This window comes from Pyxidicoccus caerfyrddinensis (genome assembly GCF_010894405.1).
In the GTDB taxonomy this organism is placed as follows: domain Bacteria; phylum Myxococcota; class Myxococcia; order Myxococcales; family Myxococcaceae; genus Myxococcus; species Myxococcus caerfyrddinensis.
The window spans coordinates 1-18,229 of record NZ_JAAIYA010000002.1; the positions used below are offsets into that span (position 1 = coordinate 1).

Below are 18,229 nucleotides of genomic sequence, written 5' to 3' on the forward strand. Positions count from 1 at the left end.
CGCGCTGGAAGAAGCTCTTCAGCGAGTCCAAGGGCGCCGACGTCTGGTTCCCCGAGGAGATTCGCATCTACGACGAGGTGGAGAAGGCCAACTCCACCGTCATCCTCATCAAGTCCATCGACCTGCGCTCGCTGGAAGCCAACCTCTTCACCAAGGCGTGGCTCGAGAGCAAGAGCCGATGAGCCCGAGGACCCTCACCGGGCCGCGGCGCTGACCGCGGCCCTCGCCGGCGCCCCCGCGCTCGCCTGGTCCTGCCCGGGTTTCTTGCAAACGCCCCGGGAACTCAATATTATCAATGTCGATATTGATTTTACGGTGAATATGGCACCTCGGACCTCGATTCATCCCATGCCGACCCGGTGTCCCGTCTGTGGCGAGGGCACGCATGTGGAGCGTGTGCGCTGTGGGGCCTGTGACACGGCGGTGGAGGGGCGGTTCACCACGGGCTGGGTGCAGGGGCTGTCGCCCGAGCAGCTCGCCTTCGTGCGCGTGTTCCTGAGCTGCCGCGGGAAGATCAAGGACGTGGAGCAGGTGCTGGGCCTCTCCTATCCCACGGTGGTGTCGCGGCTGGACGCCGTGGTCGCCGCGCTGGGCGAGGACGTCCCGCCCGCCGCGCCGCCACCCCCTTCGCATCCACCGCGCGGCGGTCAGCGTCGCGCCCAGATTCTCGATGACCTCGCGGCCGGGCTCATCGATGCAGACGAGGCCGCACGGCGCCTGAAGAAGGCCCAGGAGTGAAGGCCATGTTCGAGTCGGAGCCCTCCCCGCAGTCCTCCGAAGCCACGTCGGATACGCCGCCCGGTGCCTCGTCGCGTCCAGGTGAGCGCCACCTGATTCCGTGGGGCCAGCGGGCCGAGCTCGAGCTGCACGCGAGCGCGGCGGCCCTTACGCTGACGCCCCTTCCCGAAGGCGAGAAGCCCTACCTCGTGGCGCACGGGCCGGTGGAAGTCCAGGTGCGCGAGCGCGGCAGCAGCACGAGCGTGGAGCTGAACATCCGCGAGAGCGGTTTCTGGTCCTTCCTGTGGCGGAGCATGCCGCAGGTGGAGCTGTTCCTCCCCGCCAACGCGAAGGCCCGGCTGAAGCTGGATGCGGGCACGGTGCGCGTGGCGGGGCTGAAGGACTGCGAGCTGGACGTGACGACGGACGCGGGCACGGCGGACGTGCGTGACGTGCACGGGAAGCTGACGCTGCGCACCAGCGCCGGCAGCATCTTCGGCCAGCGGGTGGGCGGGACGTTCGACGTCCAGGCGGCGGCCGGCTCGGTGAAGCTGGACGTGGACGCGCTCACGCCGGGCGAGCACCGCTTCGTGTCGCAGATGGGCGCGGTGGACGTGCGGCTGGTGCCGGGGCTGGACGTGTCGATTGAAGCGCGCACGTCGCTGGGCTCGGTGCGCAACAGCTACCCGTCGCGTCCGGGCGCGCCCACACTGCTGCGGCTGGAGACGGACCTGGGCTCGGTGCGCGTACGCGAGTCCCACAAGCCGGGGCGCGAGGCGGACGGCGAGGATCGGCACGGTTGGGAGCACGACGCCCGGCGCTGGCAGAGGCAGACGGAGCGGTGGCAGCGCCGCGCGGAGCATCACGCCGAGCGCTGGGCGCGGAGCGGGGACGGCCGGCCGCCGTGGGCCGGGCATGGCCGTCCTCCGGAGCCCCGTCCGACGACGGCGGGCATCCCCGACGAGGAGCTGCGCCGGGTGTTGCAGTTGGTGAGCGAGGGGAAGGTGAGCGTGGAGGACGCGGAGAAGCTCCTGCGCGCCATGCAGCGCTGAGAGGCGCGACGCGCTGGCAGCGGGTAGGCTCCCGTCACCGTGCAGTCCGTCCTCTTCTTCTCCGACAGGCAGGTGCGTGAGGCGCTCTTCGCCCGGGTGGACGGGACGCGCGGGCTGCTGCTCGTGACGGGGGTGCGGCACGGGCCGGCCATGCGGACACCGGAGGCGCGCGAGCCCTTCGCCACGCTGGAGCGCCTCCACGGTGACGTGCTCTCCCAGGTGCTCGTCGCGGACGAGGGCACCACGGAGGGCATGTGGAGGGACCCGCTCGGCGACCTGGGCGACCGGCTCTACCCGGCCAGCCGCGATGACGCCTACGCCGCGTCCACGGGCTACCTCCTCCTGGAGGACGGCCGCCCGCGCGCGGTGGTGCGCAAGCACGGCACGCCGGCCGAGGACCTCTGGTTCCTCCAGGAAGCGCTGAGCCGCCTCACCCCGCGCGTGCCGGCACCGGACCCGGAGAAGCGCCCCGGCCATCGCAAACCAGAGCCTCCGCCCCGCTCGCCCCGGCGTCCCGCCAGCTCGGGCGCGCGCGAGGAGGAGTTCGCCTGGGACGGTGATGCAAGACGTCCCGGCGCGCGGAGCACTGGCGCACGAGACGCGGACACACGTGACGCCGACGCGCGGAGCACCGGCACGCGAGACACTGGTGCGCGAAACACCGGCGCACGGGCCTGGGACGGCGAGGCCACGCCGCCCCGGGGCACCCGGGTGCCTCCCCCGCGCCCGCCCGCCGCGGTGAAGGACGCCTGGACGGTGCTGGGCCTCTCCCGGGACACGCCGCTGGACGAGGCGCGCAAGGCCTTCCGCGCGCTCATCACGCAGTACCACCCGGACAAGGTCGCCCACCTCGCGCCCGAGTTCCACGAGCTGGCCGAGCGCCGCACGCGCGAAATCCTGGACGCGTGGGACACGGTGGAGCGCGCCCTCTCCGGCAAGACCGAGGACGAGGACGAAGGCGGGAGCTGAACCCCCTGCCTGCCTCACGGCCGGGCGCGCCGAGGCCCGCTGTGCTGTGAACATCTTCGGGGCATGCCGCCCTTCGACTGGCAGAGCATGTGGACCCCGGACCTCAACCTCTTCGAGGTGGTCTTCCGCGCCTCCGCCGTCTACCTCTTCGCGCAGCTCGTGCTCCGGGTCACCGGGCGCAAGGAGCTGTCGCGCTCGTCCACCTTCGACATCGTCCTGCTGCTCATCATCTCGGTGTGCCTGCGCAAGAGCATCGTCGCGGATGACAACAGCCTGACGTCGGCCTTCGTGGCCTTCGGGACGCTGGGGGCGTGGGACCGCTTCTTCTCGTGGCTCGCGATGCGCAGCGAGAAGGCGGCGGAGGTGCTGACGGGCAAGCCGGTGGAGCTGGTGCGCGAGGGCCGCGTCAACGAGGCCAACCTGCGCAAGAGCCTGATGTCCCGCGAAGAGCTGCTCAGCCGCCTGCGCGAGCACGGCACCGAGTCCCTCCGCAAGGTCCGGCTCGCGTACCTCGAGCCGGACGGGAAGGTGACCTTCATGATGAAGAAGGACAGCGAGGGCTCCACGCTCCAGTGAGCGGAGCGTCCCTCAGCCCGCCGACGACACGGAGGCGCCAGGCGCGGCGTCCAGCGTGAAGCGGGCGACGATGGGCATGTGGTCGGACAGCCCGTGGAACCGGCTCTGCGCGTCTCCGAACGGGCAGGTCTCCTGCGTGTCCAGCCAGCGCACGCCGCCCCCGGAGAACATGTGGTCCAGGTGCATGCGCATGTGCATGAAGCCCGCGGTGGGGAAGCCGCGCGACGCGTTCGGGTCAATCTGTCCCACGGCGGCCTGGGCGCAGGTGAGGCACGCCTCGCCCGTGAGGTAGCGGAACACCGGTGACGCGGGCGGTGAGTTGAAGTCCCCGCAGACGATGTACGGCTCGTTGCCCGAGTGCACGCGCATGAACTCCGCCAGCTTGCGCGCCTCGTGCAGTTGGTTGGGGCCGCCGCCCATCTTGTCCTTCGTCGCCCAGAACTCCTTCGCGAACGGCGTAGGCAGGCTCAGGTGGGTGTTGAAGATGTGGAAGCCGCGCCCATCCTCGCGCCGCACCAGGCGCATGTGCGCGCAGATGCGGCTCTGCTTGCGGTCCTTCAGTCGCTGCACGTGGTGGTGGGTGATGTGCTGGGGCGCGTCCACGTTGTGCGTGTCCACCTGGAGGGTGCGCGTGTTGATGAGCACCGCGAGCCCGGTGGTGTAGAGCGACACCTCGCCCAGCTTGTAGTGGTGGGCGCGGAAGTAGAACGCCTCGTAGGGCATGTCCCGCGCCTGGGCGCCGAACGTCTCCACCATGCGGTCCATGAAGGCCGCCAGCTGTGTCTCCCCCGGCTGCTTGGGCCGGTGGGCGATGGTGCTGCGCAGCGAGGAGGTCTCCACCTCCTGCAGGCAGACGATGTCCGGCAGCGGGTCCAGCGAGGACAGCGCGGCGGCGACCCGGCGCTTGGGGCCCACCGTGCTCGCCAGGCCGCGCAGCATGTGGCCGAAGTAGCGGACGTTGTACGTGACGATTCGCAAACCGGAGTCGTTCATACGCAAGTGGGGCCCGTGCCGGGCCGTACGGTGAAACTACCAACCGCGAAGCCGCGTGGCCCTGGCCCCGAGCCCGCTTGTGCACATTCCGGACATCTGCCTGCCTGCTCGCTCCCGCGTCCGGGCGCGCCTGGATGCGCTCCACCCGACACCCGCCGCTCCCGAATCCGGGGCCTGCCCGCCCGGTGGCCCGCCGGGCAACGTCACGGTCCAGCAGCGACGAGCCGCGCCCTACGCGGAGCGCTTCACGCGCACCACGGTGTCCAGCAGGTGCTCCAGCGCCATCCCGGGCTCCGGGTTCGGACCCTTGCACAGGCCCGAGTGCACCGGGCCCGTCTGGATGATGGTGCTGCGCGGGGCGACCAGCCAGTGCCACCGGTCCTTCTGCGGCAGCCGGCCGATGGGGCCCGAGTCCTTCCCGCCGTCGCAGACGCGGCGGAAGCTCTCCAGGTGGCTGCGGACGCTGTCCAGGTCCACGTCCGGCGCGAGCGCCTTCAGCCGCGCCTCGTCCAACTCCACGCGCGCGCCGAGGTAGCGCTGGGTGGTGCAGAAGAGGACGACGCCCGCGTTGATGAACTCCTCGCGCTCCACGCGGGGGACGACGCGGATGATGGCGTAGTCAAACGAGCTGGGCGCGGGCACGGGCCGCCTCCTCGAGGAACGCCGGCAGCGCGTCCACGCGCTTGAGCAGCCAGGTGACGTACGCCGCGCGGTGCGCGTCGGCGGTGGGGAAGGGGGACTCGGTGCCCGTCAGCCACGCCTCGGGAATGGCGGCGATGGTGCGCTCCACCACCTCGCGCGTGAGGGCCGTGCGCAGTGTGGCCTCCACCGCGGACAGCGCGCTGGCCCACGGCAGCAGCACGTGGTCCTTGATGGGGCCGAAGCGGCTCTGGCTGCGCTCCTCCCAGTCCTCCCACGAGTGGTGGAAGTAGAGCGACGCCCCGTGGTCGATGAGCCACAAGTCCCGGTGCCACGTCAGCATGTTGGGGTTCTTCGGCGTGCGGTCCACGTTGGTGATGTATGCGTCGAAGCCGACGATGGCCGACGCCACCACGGCCTCCGGGAAGGGGCCGGCCACCGGGTCGAACGTCACCGAGCCGGGCAGGTAGTCCAGCCCCAGGTTGAGCCCCGCGCTCGCCTTGAGCAGCTCGCGAATCTCGGAGTCCGGCTCGTTGCGGCCCAGCGCCGGGTCCAGGTCCACCAGCACCACCTCCGGCACCCGCAGGCCCACCACGCGCGCCAATTCCCCGGAGATGAGCTCCGCGATGAGCGCCTTGGCGCCCTGGCCCGCGCCCCGGAACTTCACGACATACAGCCCCGCGTCGTCCGCCTCGATGATGGCGGGCAGCGAGCCGCCCTCCCGCAGGGGCGTCACGTAGCGCGTGGCTGTGACAGTCCTCAACATCCCTTGGCTCCCGTCCTCGCCCGGCCCGTCCCCGACGACGGCCGCGCGTCGCCCTGTAACACGCCGTGGCCCGTCGCGGCATCCCGGGACGTCCCGGCTCCATGTTCGAATTGGTTGCGCACAATTTAATTGTGCCCTATTCATTGGCCATGTCGGTGGATGACCCGCTCAGCCTGGACGCGCAGCTCTGCTTCCCGCTCTACGCGGCGGCCAGGGCCGTCACGCAGGCCTACGCGCCGCTCCTGTCGAAGCTGGGGCTGACGTACCCGCAGTACCTGGTGATGCTGGTCCTGTGGGAGACGGATGGGGTGACGGTGAAGGGGATGGGGGAGCGGCTGTTCCTCGACTCGGGGACACTCACGCCGCTGTTGAAGCGGATGGAGGCCCAGGGGTTGGTGAAGCGGGAGCGCTCCACCGAGGACGCGCGCTCGGTGCACGTCCACCTCACGACTCAAGGGCGCGCGCTGAAGCGCAAGGCCGTGTCCATTCCCGAGGCGATGGTCTGCAAGATGGGCCTGTCGCTCGAAGAGCTTTCACGCATGCGCCGCGACGTCCAGCGGCTGTTCGAAGCGCTGTCGAAGTCCCAGTCTGAACCCTCGAAGTGACTCCCAAGGAGCATTCCATGGCCCCCGTTTCCGTCAGCCCCCTGTACACCACCAACGCCACCACCCACGGCGGCCGCAGCGGCCACGTGAAGTCCGCCGACGGCGTCATCGACCTGCAGCTCGCCCTGCCCAAGGAGATGGGTGGCCCGGGCGGCGCGAAGGCCAACCCGGAGACGCTCTTCGCCGCGGGCTACTCCGCCTGCTTCGAGGGCGCGCTGCGCCTCGTGGCGCGCATGCAGGGCAAGACGCTGGGCGAGGGCGTGGGCATCACCGCCGCCGTCACCATCGGCAAGACGCCGGACGGTGGCTTCGGCCTCGCGGTGGCGCTGACGGGCATCCTTCCCGGCATGCCCCGCGACGAGGCCGAGAAGCTCATGCACGCGGCCCACGAGGTGTGCCCGTACTCCAAGGCCACGCGCGGCAACATCGACGTGAAGCTCTCCGTCGCGCAGTAACGCAGTCACCTCGGGCCCGGGGCCACAATCCCGGGCCCGTGCGCCGTGCTCACACACCGGTGCCGGACCCACGTGCAGGTTGCCGTCGGGTTTCAGTTCTTTTGAATAATGGCACGTCCCTTGAAGTCGACAGTGCGCAGGGGGACGAACCCAATGCATGAGCGCCAATTGATTCCCATCGAAGTCGCGGGGAGCGCCATCTCGAGCGCGGTGGACCTGCTGCTCGAGGACCCGGACATCGGCGAGGTCTTCTGGTGGCTGCGGCCCGAGTCGGGCGCGCCGCTCGCCGGCCCCATCCGCGGCACGCGGCTGTTCGCGGTGGCGGAGAAGGGCTGCGGCATCATCGGCCTCGCCGCGCTCTCCAACATCGACAGCGAAGCGCAATACGCACGGCTGAGCTGCGCGGTGGCGGCGCCGTACCGGCTCGCGGGCGCGGGCCACTGGGCCGCCACGGAGACCATCCGCCGAGGCGTCCGGCTGGACGGCCTGCGCCACGTGGAGGCCTTCGTGCGCGCCGGCAGCGACACCGCGCGCCGCGTGCTGGAGTCCCTGGGCTTCCGCGCGCGCGAGTCCTCCTTCTCACCCGTGGACGTGCCGCCGCCCGGTCACCTCTGTCTGCGGCTGGACTTGCCCACCGACTCGAAGGGCCACTTCCTCATGGCCGGCAGCGCCCGGTCGGCTGCCCGGACGTTGTCCGCCGCCCTCTCCGCCTGAGCGGACCGCCGCGAGTCGCGGCGGCCCCATGGGAAACCCATTTCCCGAGAATCAGAAACGTTTGACCTCGGTGAGTACCTGGCGTGAGTAGCGCGCGACAGTGCCGAAGCGCGTCAGGGCGTCTTCCCTCAGGCGCTTCCCGGCCTCGCTGCTCGCGTAGCGGCGCATGGCCTCCAGCTCCGTCAGTTCGTAATGGCACACGTAGCGTGCCCAGCCGTCCGGGGCGGGCTCGGTGTCGCGCCACTTGCGGCAGGAGCGGAAGCCCGGCTCGCGCAGCACCTCGGGGACGTGGATGTCCTCGTGCCACCGGTTCCATGCCTCCTCGGAGGCGGGGTCCACCTCGATGACGACGACGTAGAGCGCGAGCGTCATGGCTTCGTCCCCGGCACCCAGGTGCCCCAGTCCACCAGCCTCGTGCCGTCCACCGGCTCCCGCTTGCCGCGCTGGGGGGCGCGGAAGAGGGTGTCGCTCAGCGCCTGGAAGCGGGCCTCCTGCGCCAGCCCGGCCAGCGAGGCGTCCCACGGGTCGGCGGCATACGTCACGACGCGAGCCCCCCGCGTGCCGCCCACGTCCTCGGGCGTCTCGCGCTGGAGCACCGACACCTTGTGCCCGTTCAACTCCTGCGTCCCGCGCATCGCGGGGCCAGTCCTCGCCGGCTGCGGCGGCCACTGCTGGGTGTCCAGCGCCTCCCACGCGAGCGAGAGCACGGCCTCCTCCAGCGGCACCGGCTCCGCCTGCGAGAAGTCCGGGCAGGGCTCCGCGCCGCTCGCGGGCTCGCCGGGCTCCGCCGACTGCAGGCGCAACACGAAGCCGCGCTCGGCGCCCATGCAGGTGCGCATCACGGACGGGGTGCCGCCCGAGTCCATGTGAATGTCGAACCAGGTGCCCGGGCCCATGGGCAGCGCCATCGTCGGCGGCGGGGCGGAGGCGTCCGCGCCGCCCTGGCGCACCTCCGTCAGGGTGAGCTGCGAGCCGCCGGCCACGCCGAAGCCGGCCAGCGTGGTGCTCGCGTCCAAGAGGCCGTTGGTGAGGTACAGCGGCCCGGGGTCTATCGCGTAGAGGCGGCTTTCCTGAGGCCCGTCCACCATGCGCTGGTCATTGAGGTAGCGCTTCGCTTCCCAGGTGCGGCCGACGGCGGTGAGCTGCTCGGTGCTCTGCACGCCCTTGCGCGCGGCCTCCAGCTTCCGCGTCTCGTCCGAGCGCATGGGCAGCACCAGCGAGCGCGCCAGCCGCAGCTGCGGCAGCGGCGCTCCGCCATCTCCCGAGAACGACACGCCCAGCCACACCCAGGGCGCCTTCACCGCCACCACCTCCACCGTCACCACCCCGGCCACCGCCGCGGAAGGAACGTTCGTTCCACCGCGCGCGCCCGGCTGGCTCCGGTTGGCGGAGAAGGCGTACGTGACGCGGTCCCCCACGCGGGCGCGCTGCCACGGCGACGTGCCCTGCGCGGGCGTGGCCGTCTCCGGGCCGGAGGCGTCCGTCGTGGCGGCGTCCGGCGTGGACACCGTCCCGGCACCCTGGTTCGGGGAGGGCGTGCCGTCGGAGGGTGGGGTGGGTTTCGGTTCCATGCTCTTGCAGCCGGGGCCGAGGGCCAGCGTCGCGCACAGCAGAACGGAGCGCGACAAGAAGGGGGCGGGACTCTTTCTCATACGGGAGACCTCGTATCCGGGCCGGCATTGCGCGACCCCGGGCGGGGCTTGATACACCGGGGGGACTGGACGTCCCCCAACAATTCTGGAGTTCCGCGCCTCATGCCCACGAACCTGCCCATCCGCCGCGTCGTTCTCTACAAGCATGGAGTTGGCTACTTCGAGCGCCGGGGGAAGGTGAGCGGCAGCGACACGCTGAACCTGGACTTCAAGGCGCGCGACATGAACGACGTGCTGAAGTCCCTCACGGTGTTGGACTTGTCGGGCGGCTCGGTGTCGGCGGTGAGCTACGACTCCACCAAGCCGCTGGAGCAGCTGCTGGCGGAGGCCACCATCCGCATTCCGGAGGACGGCAGCCTCACGGCGTTGCTGGGCCAGATAAAGGGCGCGCGGGTGCGGGCGCGCGTGGGCGGCGGTCAGGTGGAGGGCGCCATCATCGGCCTGGACTCGCTGGCCATCGCGGCGGGGGAGACGAGCGTGATGCGCCCGTTCCTGTCGCTGCTGGTGGGTGGCTCGCTGCGTACGTTCGACGTGCTGGAAATCTCCGAGCTGGAGTTCCTCGACGAGGCGGTGCGCAAGGATTTGGAGTTCTACCTGGCCACGGTGCTGTCCTCGTACAAGAAGGACAGCAAGCGGATGGCCATCCTCACCGCGGGCCAGGGCGAGCGCGAGCTGTTCGTCAGCTACGTGGTGGAGGCCCCGGTGTGGAAGACGAGCTACCGCATCCTCCTGGACGAGGGCGAAAAGCCGCTGCTCCAGGGTTGGGCGCTGGTGGACAACACCGGTGACGAGGACTGGGTGGACGTCCAGTTGTCGCTCATCGCCGGGCTGCCGGTGTCCTTCGTGCACGACCTCTACAACCCCCGCTACATGAAGCGGCCGGTGGTGGAGGTGCGGACGGAGGCGGCCGCCGCGCCGGTGATTCCGGAGGAGGGCTTCGGCGGCGCCATGGACATGATGGCGGGCTCGGGCGCGGTCGCCATCGCGGGGCCGCCGTCTCCCGCGCCGGCGATGGCCGCGCCCATGGCGCCCCGCAGGGCCCGGGCGGAGAAGGCGCTCGTCGGAGGGCCGGGCGGAGGCGGGCCGCGGATTCGCGACGTCCTGGAGCAGCAGGCCATGGCGGTGACGACGCTGACGAAGGAGGTGGGCGACCTCTTCGAGTACGGCGTGGACCGGCCGGTGACGGTGCACCGCAACCAGAGCGCGCTGGTGCCCATTCTCCACAAGCCCTTCGAGGGGCGGCGGGTGCTCCTCTACAACCGGGCCACGCGCGAGAAGAACCCCATGGCCTGCATCGAGCTGAAGAACACCACGGGCCTGACGCTGGAGGGCGGCCCGGTGACGGTGTCCGAGGACGAGCGCTACGTGGGCGAGGCGATGCTGGACACGATGAAGCCCAACGACAGGCGCTTCGTGCCGTACGCGGTGGAGCTGGGGTGCGTGGTGTCGGTGGAAGACAAGATGGAGGACGGGCCGGTGTTCCGCGCGGTGGTGAACCGGGGCACGCTGGTGGTGGAGTACTTCCACGTGCGGCAGACGAAGTACCTGGTGCGCAACAAGGCGCCCCGGCCGCAGGTGCTCTTCGTGGAGCACCCGCGCACCGGCTGGGAGCTGATGAAGGACATGCCGGAGCCCGCGGAGACGACGGACGGCTTCTGGCGCTTCAAGCGCGAGCTGGCCCCCAGCGCGCACGATGAATTGGTGGTGGCCGAGCGCACGCGCGGCCAGCGCCAGTACCTCATCTCCAACGTGGGCCTGGACGAGGTGACGTACTTCGTGTCGTCGCGCTACATCGACCGGCAGGTGGCGGACGCGCTGCGCGAGGTGGTGGCCCTGCGCGACAGGGTGGCCGCGCTGGCGCGGGACGAGCAGCGCCTGACGGCCGAGCGCGAGCAGCTCTTCAAGGACCAGGAGCGCATCCGCTCCAACATCGAGTCACTCAAGAGCGGCGCGTCGCAGCGCGAGCTGGCGGAGCGCTTCGTGGGGAAGCTCAACGAGCAGGAGGACCGGCTGGAGGCCATCGGCCGCGAGCTGGAGCGGCTGATGAAGGAGCGGCAGGCGGCGCAGGAGGAGCTCAACCGCCGCGTCCAGTCCATCAGCTACTCGGCGGAGCTGTAGCCGAGAGGCACCGCATCATGGAAGGGCGCGCGTGGGCTTTCGTACGGATGGGCCCGGAGCCTTTCAGGGAATCCGGGATGGGGTGGTAGCTTCGGGCTCGTGGTTGGGGCCGGCCATCTCTGGCGCCGTGTATGTGACGGGCGCCGATGACCCCCATCGAGGGAGGGACTTCATGAGGCTCTGGGCAGGCGTTGCCGTGGTGCTCGCTGTCGGGTGCGGAGGGGCCGAGGATGCGCCGCACCGGCCGGTGCGGGACGCGTTGAGACTCCCGGAGCAGCGCGTCTGCGAGCAGTTCACGCTCTCCCTGGAGGAGGCGTACCTCCCCTGCCGCGAGGGCTGCTACAGCCGCGTCCAGCTCACGGACGACGGGGTCGGCTACGTGGCACTGGCGGATGAGAAGGGGCAGCCCGAGGCCAGGTTCCTCTTCGCGCTCACCGCGGAGGAGCTGGGCTCCCTGAAGGCGACCCTGGCGGAGTCGTTCACCCAGAAGTGGGAGGACGCGTACGGGTGCCCCGGCTGCACCGACGAGCAGCGGTACACCGTTGGGTACCTATGCAACGGGTGGGGATGGATGTCGACCGTGGTGGGCGCGAGGCAGCGGCCGGAGTTCCTCGAGCCGCTGATTTCCCGGCTGCGGGAGCTGCGCGAGAGTCACGCGCCCTGAAGCGGCGCCCCGCGTCTAGAGGCCGTAGTCGTGCTGGAAGTGGTCCTGGCACACCGGCCACATCCGCAGGGCGAACTGTGTCTCGCCGCCCTGGCACCAGGCCGGGGCGTTGCCGCCCGTGTGGCACGCCTCCCGGTAGAAGGCGTGCGCGTCGTCCGGGCCGGTGCAGCTGTCGTACGCCTCCGCCAGGGACACGCCGTACTCGTCCACCGTGCTCTCGACGCACTCCTTGATGGGCAGCGCCACGTCCCAGTCGCACCGGCGATACAGCGCCGGGTCCACCACGGGCGCGCACGCGCCGTTGGCGCAGTCCAGCTGCAGGCGGAACTGCTTGCCCGCGCCGGTGCCGGTGCTCACCACCGCGAGGTAGTCACCGCCCTGCGCCAGCGTGAGTGCGTCCACCCGGCTGAGCTGCCCGTAGCCGGAGTCGTCGTCCTGCGCGAGCGCCGCGCCGCCGTAGCTGCCATCCGCCCGGCGCGGGCCGTACACGAACAGGCCCGTGTCCAGGTACATGCTGCTGCCCAGGTGCGTCACCTCCAGCTTCACCTGCGCGCCGGGGCGCACGCTGAAGCCGAAGGACAGGTACTGCGGGTTCGCCGTGAAGCGCGTCTGAACCGCGCCGCCCAGCTCCACGCGGCCCATGTACTCCGTGCTGTCCAGGACGTTGCCGCTCGCCGACGCGGGCGGTGCGTACAGCAGGGGCTGGGCACTCTCGCCGAGGGAGGAGCCGCCTTCCGGCTCCTGCGCGGGCCCACAGCCCCACAGCATCAGCGCGGGGAGCATCAGCCACGACTGCAACCGCTTGCGAAGCATTGCGCACTTCCTGGGGTGTGGGTCTCGGAACGACGGTCGGTCCGGAAGGGTGGCGGGCGTGTGCCACACCCCGCGCCCCGCGTTCAAGGCACAACGCTTCATTTGCCGTGTAACCACCACTGTTGGCACCGCTGTCACACCCCTGGCGCGGGGGTGAAGCGTCTGCCACCCGGCTGTCATCCGGGCCGGGTGTGGGCGGCGCCTACAGCGCCTTCGCGGGAGGACCCCGGCTCACCCGAAGGAGCTGTGCTGGCGCAGCTCACCCGGAAGAAATGCGCCAGCGCAGGGCGCCGTCGGCCCCGGGGGCGATGACCTCCACGCGGGGATTCTTCGCGCTGGAGCACTCGAGGTACGCCTTGAAGCCGCCGGCCAGCTCGTTGAGGGACACCGGCGTCTGGTACGAGAACTGGCGCAGCGTCAGCACGCCCATGCCGTTCTCTTCCGAGTGCAGCAGCTCGCCCTGGTCGCAGTACGAGCGCCACATGCGCCGCGCCATGCCGAGCACCATGTTGGGCGTGGTGAAGCGCAGCACCATCTTGAAGATGGAGTGGATGTCGCGAAGCGTGACTTCGTAGCCAATCGTCTGCGCGCCCGCGGCCTTGCCCTCGAAGTGCTGGTCCACCACGTGCTGGATGATGCCGAAGTACGTCTCCACCGGCACCCAGCCCACCGCGAGCGTCGTGCGCGGGTCGGTGTGCGTTCTCAGCTCCGGCGCCAGCGACTCCACGGCCAGGCGCGCCGTCTCTTCCCCAAACCGCTCATGCACATAGGCGAGCAGGTTCTGGACGGTGAAGCCTTTGTAATGCACCCCAGACAGTGAAGATGTCACGGCTCGCTGCCCCCCGCGCCAGCCGGTGGGGCTGATGTAGCCCGACCGGAGTAGACGACGAATCTGTATGCTAGAGCACCCCGCAAGCCAGCGAAAATAGCTGGCCGTGAACCGCTCGAGCCCGCCGCGCGCCTGCGCCCGCCCTCTGGGAGAGGCTCCGAGTGCAGCCGCCGCTCTCAGGGTATTCCGGGCTTCGTGGCCGCTGCGCTGCAACACTACAGTGAGACTGCCTTTTCGGGGCCTGACTGAGAAATGTAGAGATGTATTCCCGGAAAGACAGACATGGCCCCGGGCTGAAGAAAGCCATGTCGGGAGCCGCCTGACGGACTGGGAGTGAAACACGCCTCCCAGTCCCGGGCCGCCGGACTTGAAAGGTGATTCAGGTGCCGGGGGCGCGATAGACCTCCGCGCCGGCCACCACCGTCAGGCGCACCTGGGCGCCGGGCAATGCGGCGGGGGGCGCGTCGACCGGGTCCACGGACAGCGCGACGAAGTCCGCGTCCATGCCCGGCTTCAGGCGGCCGCGCTGGCCTTCCGCGAAGGACGCGTAGGCGGCGCCCACGGTGAAGCCCTCCAGCGCCTCCTGGCCGCTCAGCCGCTGGTCGGCGTACCACCCGGCCGACGGCTGGCCCTGCACGTCCTGCCGCGTGCGCGCCGCGTACAGCCCGCCGAGCACGTCCGGGTGCTCCACCGGGAAGTCACTGCCCAGCGCCAGCACCGCGCCGGACGCCTTCAGCCGCTGCCACGCGTACGCGCCACGGATGCGCTCCGGGCCCACGCGCGCCTCGGCCCACGGCATGTCGCTGGTGGCATGGGTGGGCTGTACGCTGGCGATGAAGCCGTTCTTCCCCAGCCGGTCGATGTCCTCCAGCCGCATCACCTGCGCGTGCTCCACGCGGTGCCGGCCGTCCTTCGAGCCGGTGGCCTCGGCCGCGCGGGTGAGCGCGTCCAGCACCAGGGTGTTGGCCCTGTCGCCAATGGCGTGCGTGCACACCTGGAAGCCCTTGCCCATGAAGGCCGCCGCGCGCCGCTCGTACTCCTCGGGGGACAGCAGCAGGAGGCCTTTGTGGCCGGGCTCGTCGCTGTAGTCCTTGTGCAGCGCCGCGCCCCGGCTGCCCAGCGCGCCGTCCAGCATGAGCTTCACCGCGCGCAGGGTGAGCATCTTCCCCTGGAAGGGGCCGTCCTTCAGGTACGTCTCGCGCTCCGCCGTCTGGCCGTCCGCCATGGCGTAGACGCGCAGGGGCAGCTTGCCTTCCGCGTCCCACCGCTGGAGGAGGCGGAAGGTGCGCAGGTCCATGCCCGCGTCATGCACGCCGGTGAGCCCCGCTTTGGCGCAGCGCTCCAGCGCCGCCCGCAGCCGCGCCTCGTGCTGTGCCTCCGAGGGAGGCGGCAGCACCGCGAACACCAGGTCCATGGCGTTGTCCACGAGCACGCCGGTGGGCTCGCCGTCCGGACCCCGGAGGATGCGGCCGCCGGCGGGGTCCTTGGTGTCGCGGCCAATCTTCGCGCGCCGCAGGGCCTCGCTGTTGACCCACAGCGCGTGGCCGTCCACGCGGGTCAGCGCCACCGGCGTCGTGGGGTACTTCGCGTCCAATTCCGTGCGCGAGGGGAAGGCCTTCTCCGGCCAGTCGTTCTGGTCCCACCCGTTGCCGATGAGCCACTCGCCCTGGTACGCCGTCTGGGGCGCACCGGTGACGCGCGCCACCGCCTCCGCCTTCGTGGGCGTGCCCTCCAGGTCCACCGACACCAGCCCGCCGCCCAGCCCTGCCAGGTGGCCGTGCGAGTCGGTGAGGCCCGGCACGACCGTGGCGTCGCCCAGGTCCACCACGCGCGCGCCCTCACCCGCGGCGGCGAGCACCTCCTCCTTCGTGCCCGTGGCCAGCACCTTGCCCTCGCGCACCGCGAGCGCCGTCACCACCGGCCGGTCCGCGTCCAGCGTCCGCACGCGGGCCGCCACGTACACCGTGGTGCCCGCCGCCTGGGAGGCGTCCTGCCCCGCCTCGGGGCCGCGCCGCGCGCAGCCGGCCACGCCCGTCAGAAGGAGCACCGCACCGAAGAGTCCACCGATTCGTCGCAGCATCGTGTCTCGCACCTGCCGTTGGAGGCCCGCCCCGGGCCTGGGGCGGGCGGCGGGGGGCACTCTGGCGCAGTCAGGGGACACGGGCCAGTGACTTGCCGCGCGGCATGCCCTGGCATGCAAGGCATTGCGCGGTGCGTCTGGCTTTGCCTCAGGGGTTCACGGGTGGTCCGCGTGCAGCCGGTGCCGCCACGAGGTGCGCTGCGTGGTGTAGCGCGGGTTCTGGAACAGCTTGATGAGCACCACGCCGGCCGCGAAGCCGCCCACGTGCGCCCAGAAGGCCACGCCGCCGGACACCATCTCTTCCATGGTCATCAACTGCGGCAGGCCGCTGATGACCTGCACCACGAACCACCACAGCAGCACCGCCCAGGCGGGCACCGGGATGATTTGAATGAAGATGAAGATGACGAAGATCATGTTCACCCGCACGCGCGGGTAGAGCACCAGGTAGGCGCCCATGATGCCGGAGATGGCGCCGGAGGCCCCCACCGTCGGCATCGTCGAGGACGGGTCCACCAGCACGTGCGCCGCCGCCGCCGCCAGCCCGCACAGCAGGTAGAACACGACGAAGCGCAGGCGCCCCATGCTGTCCTCGACGTTGTTGCCGAAGACCCAGAAGAAGAGGCAGTTGCCGATGAGGTGCATCCACCCGCCATGCAGGAACATGGAGGTGAGCGGGGTGAGCTTGTCCAGGGACGGGCTGGTGACGCCGCACGACAGGCCGTCGCCCAGCTTCAGGATGGAGTTGTAGGGCAGCATCCCCGTCAGCTTCGCGGGCACCATGCCCAGGGAGCACACGCTCTCCGCGAGCTTGAGGGCATCCAGCCCCGCCCCCTGGATGACCACCCAGGTGAAGAGGATGGCGCCGAGCAGCAGGTACGTCACCACGGGGGTGCGCAGGGTCGGGTTGTCGTCGCTGATGGGAATCATCGCTGGGCCCCATCTTGAGCACGGCTCGCCACGGGTGGCACGTGAATGGACGGGGCGGAGGCCACACACACGGAGCGTGGGCGATAGACAGTTGCCCTGGGCAACTGTCTGGCCGGGCACTTGGCGCCGGGCGACGGGTGAGGGATGGTTACCCACCTCACACTCCCGCGGAGTCTTGAGAATGAACCTGTCGTTGACCCGTCGCGGCGCCACGGCGCTGCTCCTGCTGGCCGCTGTCTCCCTCACCACCGCTGGCTGCGCCGGCCACCGCAAGGAGGCCTTCCTCCACGAGAAGTCCCGCGCGCACGTCTACCGCAAGCCCATTGGCGAGGTGTGGCCCCAGGCCGTGGCCCTGCTGAAGGAGAAGGGCTACTCGTTCCGCGCCGGCAAGGAGGGCTTCGAGGCACAGACCGAGTTCAAGATGGAGGGCGCCCCGTCCTCCCTGGGCACCACCTACGTGGCCTACCTCGTGCGCGGCGTCCAGAAGGGCCCCGGCCAGTGCTCGCTGGAGTACTGGAAGCGCATCTCCACCGAGGCGCGCGGCGCCGACAACACCACCGGCCGCGCCAACGAAATCACCGAGGCGGGCCCGCGCACGGACACCGGCAACTTCAACCGCGACGAGGAGCTGGAGTGGGAGCTCATCCAGCGCGCGGACACCGAGTCCGCCACCGCGCTGAAGGCCGAGGCGGAGAAGATTCAGTAGCGCTTCAGTCGCGCAGCGGCAATTCGACGGTGAGCCCGTCGAAGGCCACCTCCACCGGCCCCTTGTACTCCTCGCGTGCCTGCGCGAGGAGCTTGCCGGGGTCGGTGTCGTGGCGGCTGGACAGGTGGGTGAGCACCAGCCGCCGCACCCCCGCCTCCTTCGCCACGCGCGCCGCCTCGCGCGCCGTGGAGTGGCGCGTCTCCAGCGCCCGCTCCTGCTCGTCGTCGGAGAAGGTGGACTCGTGGATGAGCAGGTCCGCGTCCTTCGCCGCCTTCACCACCGAGGCGCACGGGCGCGTGTCCCCGGAGATGACCAGCCGGCGCCCGGAGCGCGCCGCGCCCAGCACGTCCTCCGGCTTCACCTCGCGCCCGTCCGGCAGCGTCACCGGCTCGCCCTTCTGCAGCTTCCCGAAGCTGGGCCCCTCCGGCACGCCCAGCGCGCGCGCCTTCTCCAGGTTGAAGCGCCCGGGCCGGTCATCCTCCACCAGCGCGTACGCGAGCGCGTTGATGCGGTGGTCCACGCCCACCGCGTGGATGGCGTAGCCGCCGCGCGGCATGATGTCGCCGTCCTTCACCTCGTGGATTTCGATGGGGAAGGCCAGCGACTCCAGCCCCAGGTGCACGGCCTGGTGCAGCAGGCGCTTCGCCGGGGGCGGCCCGTACAGGCGCATGGGCTCGGTGCGGCCCATCATCCCCAGCGTGCGCAAGAAGCCGATGATTCCCAGGTAGTGGTCCGCGTGGAAGTGCGTGAAGAACACCGCGTCCACGGTGAAGCCGGTGCCGAAGCGCACCATCTGCCGTTGGCTGCCCTCGCCACAGTCGAAGAGGAGCAGGTCCGCGTCCGCCTTCACCGCGAGCCCGGACAGGTTGCGGTGCAGGGTGGGCTGCGCGGCGGAGGTGCCGAGGAAGGTGAGCCTGAGGAGGGACATGCCGGCGCTTCCCACGCGTGAGA

Annotated in this window: 20 protein-coding genes and 1 pseudogene; 11 read left to right on the top strand and 10 right to left on the bottom strand. The window is 70.7% G+C overall.

Annotation, left to right across the window (positions count from 1 at the left end; translation table 11 throughout):
* The 5 genes and pseudogenes from G4D86_RS03575 to G4D86_RS03595 form a co-directional block, all read left to right on the top strand.
* Positions 1-182: pseudogene (locus G4D86_RS03575) on the top strand (outer membrane lipoprotein-sorting protein); the annotation flags it as partial.
* A 166-nt stretch (positions 183-348) separates the two neighbouring features.
* A complete protein-coding gene (locus G4D86_RS03580; protein ID WP_205519450.1) occupies positions 349-738 on the top strand; it encodes a DUF2089 domain-containing protein in 390 nt (129 codons plus the stop codon).
* A gap of 5 nt (positions 739-743) precedes the next feature.
* The gene (locus G4D86_RS03585; RefSeq protein WP_163989420.1) at positions 744-1,769 is read left to right on the top strand and encodes an SHOCT-like domain-containing protein; all 1,026 of its coding nucleotides are present in this window, start codon (positions 744-746) and stop codon (positions 1,767-1,769) included.
* Positions 1,770-1,808: 39 nt separating this feature from the next.
* The gene (locus G4D86_RS03590; RefSeq protein ID WP_163989422.1) at positions 1,809-2,738 is read left to right on the top strand and encodes a J domain-containing protein; all 930 of its coding nucleotides are present in this window, start codon (positions 1,809-1,811) and stop codon (positions 2,736-2,738) included.
* Between the two features lie 63 nt (positions 2,739-2,801).
* Positions 2,802-3,314 (top strand): DUF421 domain-containing protein, encoded by a 513-nt coding sequence (locus G4D86_RS03595; RefSeq protein ID WP_163989424.1) that lies wholly within the window; start codon positions 2,802-2,804, stop codon positions 3,312-3,314.
* A 12-nt stretch (positions 3,315-3,326) separates the two neighbouring features.
* Here G4D86_RS03595 and G4D86_RS03600 read toward each other — a convergent pair whose 3' ends face one another.
* The 3 genes from G4D86_RS03600 to G4D86_RS03610 all read right to left on the bottom strand — a co-directional run bounded on the left by G4D86_RS03600 (position 3,327) and on the right by G4D86_RS03610 (position 5,712).
* On the bottom strand, positions 3,327-4,307 hold the full coding sequence (locus G4D86_RS03600) for an endonuclease/exonuclease/phosphatase family protein (protein WP_163989427.1): 981 nt from the start codon (positions 4,305-4,307) through the stop codon (positions 3,327-3,329).
* Positions 4,308-4,538: 231 nt separating this feature from the next.
* Positions 4,539-4,949, bottom strand: a complete 411-nt coding sequence (locus G4D86_RS03605) for a DUF3037 domain-containing protein (RefSeq protein WP_163989429.1) — start codon at positions 4,947-4,949, stop codon at positions 4,539-4,541.
* Entirely contained in the window at positions 4,927-5,712 is a 786-nt protein-coding gene (locus tag G4D86_RS03610) for a HipA family kinase (protein WP_163989430.1), read from the bottom strand. The genes G4D86_RS03605 and G4D86_RS03610 overlap by 23 nt, the downstream gene beginning before the upstream one ends.
* A gap of 101 nt (positions 5,713-5,813) precedes the next feature.
* Here G4D86_RS03610 and G4D86_RS03615 point away from each other — a divergent pair, with 101 nt between their 5' ends.
* The 3 genes from G4D86_RS03615 to G4D86_RS03625 all read left to right on the top strand — a co-directional run bounded on the left by G4D86_RS03615 (position 5,814) and on the right by G4D86_RS03625 (position 7,486).
* Entirely contained in the window at positions 5,814-6,317 is a 504-nt protein-coding gene (locus tag G4D86_RS03615) for a MarR family winged helix-turn-helix transcriptional regulator (protein ID WP_163989432.1), read from the top strand.
* Positions 6,318-6,334: 17 nt separating this feature from the next.
* On the top strand, positions 6,335-6,772 hold the full coding sequence (locus G4D86_RS03620) for an organic hydroperoxide resistance protein (RefSeq protein ID WP_163989434.1): 438 nt from the start codon (positions 6,335-6,337) through the stop codon (positions 6,770-6,772).
* Between the two features lie 168 nt (positions 6,773-6,940).
* A complete protein-coding gene (locus tag G4D86_RS03625) occupies positions 6,941-7,486 on the top strand; it encodes a GNAT family N-acetyltransferase (protein ID WP_163989436.1) in 546 nt (181 codons plus the stop codon).
* Positions 7,487-7,537: 51 nt separating this feature from the next.
* Here G4D86_RS03625 and G4D86_RS03630 read toward each other — a convergent pair whose 3' ends face one another.
* Together G4D86_RS03630 and G4D86_RS03635 are read right to left on the bottom strand one after the other, a co-directional pair.
* Positions 7,538-7,858, bottom strand: coding sequence for a DUF4286 family protein (locus tag G4D86_RS03630; RefSeq protein WP_163989438.1), 321 nt, complete (start codon positions 7,856-7,858; stop codon positions 7,538-7,540).
* Complete coding sequence (locus tag G4D86_RS03635) at positions 7,855-9,114, bottom strand: DUF6068 family protein (protein WP_240360020.1); 1,260 nt, start codon at positions 9,112-9,114, stop codon at positions 7,855-7,857. Before G4D86_RS03635 ends, G4D86_RS03630 begins: the two co-directional genes overlap by 4 nt.
* Before the next feature lie 126 nt (positions 9,115-9,240).
* Here G4D86_RS03635 and G4D86_RS03640 point away from each other — a divergent pair, with 126 nt between their 5' ends.
* Positions 9,241-11,256 (top strand): hypothetical protein, encoded by a 2,016-nt coding sequence (locus G4D86_RS03640; protein WP_163989442.1) that lies wholly within the window; start codon positions 9,241-9,243, stop codon positions 11,254-11,256.
* A gap of 172 nt (positions 11,257-11,428) precedes the next feature.
* Entirely contained in the window at positions 11,429-11,920 is a 492-nt protein-coding gene (locus tag G4D86_RS03645; protein WP_163989444.1) for a hypothetical protein, read from the top strand.
* A 15-nt stretch (positions 11,921-11,935) separates the two neighbouring features.
* Here G4D86_RS03645 and G4D86_RS03650 read toward each other — a convergent pair whose 3' ends face one another.
* From G4D86_RS03650 to G4D86_RS03665, 4 genes are all read right to left on the bottom strand, one after another.
* Entirely contained in the window at positions 11,936-12,733 is a 798-nt protein-coding gene (locus tag G4D86_RS03650) for a hypothetical protein (protein WP_163989446.1), read from the bottom strand.
* A gap of 259 nt (positions 12,734-12,992) precedes the next feature.
* Positions 12,993-13,562 (bottom strand): hypothetical protein, encoded by a 570-nt coding sequence (locus tag G4D86_RS03655; protein WP_163989448.1) that lies wholly within the window; start codon positions 13,560-13,562, stop codon positions 12,993-12,995.
* A 379-nt stretch (positions 13,563-13,941) separates the two neighbouring features.
* A complete protein-coding gene (locus tag G4D86_RS03660; RefSeq protein WP_163989450.1) occupies positions 13,942-15,642 on the bottom strand; it encodes an amidohydrolase in 1,701 nt (566 codons plus the stop codon).
* Between the two features lie 156 nt (positions 15,643-15,798).
* Entirely contained in the window at positions 15,799-16,572 is a 774-nt protein-coding gene (locus G4D86_RS03665; protein ID WP_163989452.1) for a rhomboid family intramembrane serine protease, read from the bottom strand.
* Between the two features lie 181 nt (positions 16,573-16,753).
* On the opposite strand from G4D86_RS03665, the gene G4D86_RS03670 reads away from it, so the two are divergent.
* Positions 16,754-17,278, top strand: coding sequence for a hypothetical protein (locus G4D86_RS03670; protein WP_163989455.1), 525 nt, complete (start codon positions 16,754-16,756; stop codon positions 17,276-17,278).
* A 4-nt stretch (positions 17,279-17,282) separates the two neighbouring features.
* Here the strand turns inward: G4D86_RS03670 and rnz are convergent, their stop codons facing one another.
* Positions 17,283-18,206, bottom strand: coding sequence for a ribonuclease Z (gene rnz / locus G4D86_RS03675; RefSeq protein WP_163989457.1), 924 nt, complete (start codon positions 18,204-18,206; stop codon positions 17,283-17,285).
* Positions 18,207-18,229: the final 23 nt, after the last annotated feature.

Bases quoted from the DNA above. Each gene is read 5' to 3' on its own strand.
- G4D86_RS03580 (WP_205519450.1), top strand. From the start codon at position 349: ATGCCGACCCGGTGTCCCGTCTGTGGCGAGGGCACGCATGTGGAGCGT.
- G4D86_RS03585 (WP_163989420.1), top strand. From the start codon at position 744: ATGTTCGAGTCGGAGCCCTCCCCGCAGTCCTCCGAAGCCACGTCGGAT.
- G4D86_RS03595 (WP_163989424.1), top strand. From the start codon at position 2,802: ATGCCGCCCTTCGACTGGCAGAGCATGTGGACCCCGGACCTCAACCTC.
- G4D86_RS03600 (WP_163989427.1), bottom strand. From the start codon at position 4,307: ATGAACGACTCCGGTTTGCGAATCGTCACGTACAACGTCCGCTACTTC.
- G4D86_RS03610 (WP_163989430.1), bottom strand. From the start codon at position 5,712: ATGTTGAGGACTGTCACAGCCACGCGCTACGTGACGCCCCTGCGGGAG.
- G4D86_RS03615 (WP_163989432.1), top strand. From the start codon at position 5,814: ATGTTCGAATTGGTTGCGCACAATTTAATTGTGCCCTATTCATTGGCC.
- G4D86_RS03620 (WP_163989434.1), top strand. From the start codon at position 6,335: ATGGCCCCCGTTTCCGTCAGCCCCCTGTACACCACCAACGCCACCACC.
- G4D86_RS03630 (WP_163989438.1), bottom strand. From the start codon at position 7,858: ATGACGCTCGCGCTCTACGTCGTCGTCATCGAGGTGGACCCCGCCTCC.
- G4D86_RS03640 (WP_163989442.1), top strand. From the start codon at position 9,241: ATGCCCACGAACCTGCCCATCCGCCGCGTCGTTCTCTACAAGCATGGA.
- G4D86_RS03645 (WP_163989444.1), top strand. From the start codon at position 11,429: ATGAGGCTCTGGGCAGGCGTTGCCGTGGTGCTCGCTGTCGGGTGCGGA.
- G4D86_RS03650 (WP_163989446.1), bottom strand. From the start codon at position 12,733: ATGCTTCGCAAGCGGTTGCAGTCGTGGCTGATGCTCCCCGCGCTGATG.
- G4D86_RS03660 (WP_163989450.1), bottom strand. From the start codon at position 15,642: ATGCTGCGACGAATCGGTGGACTCTTCGGTGCGGTGCTCCTTCTGACG.
- G4D86_RS03665 (WP_163989452.1), bottom strand. From the start codon at position 16,572: ATGATTCCCATCAGCGACGACAACCCGACCCTGCGCACCCCCGTGGTG.
- G4D86_RS03670 (WP_163989455.1), top strand. From the start codon at position 16,754: ATGAACCTGTCGTTGACCCGTCGCGGCGCCACGGCGCTGCTCCTGCTG.
- rnz (WP_163989457.1), bottom strand. From the start codon at position 18,206: ATGTCCCTCCTCAGGCTCACCTTCCTCGGCACCTCCGCCGCGCAGCCC.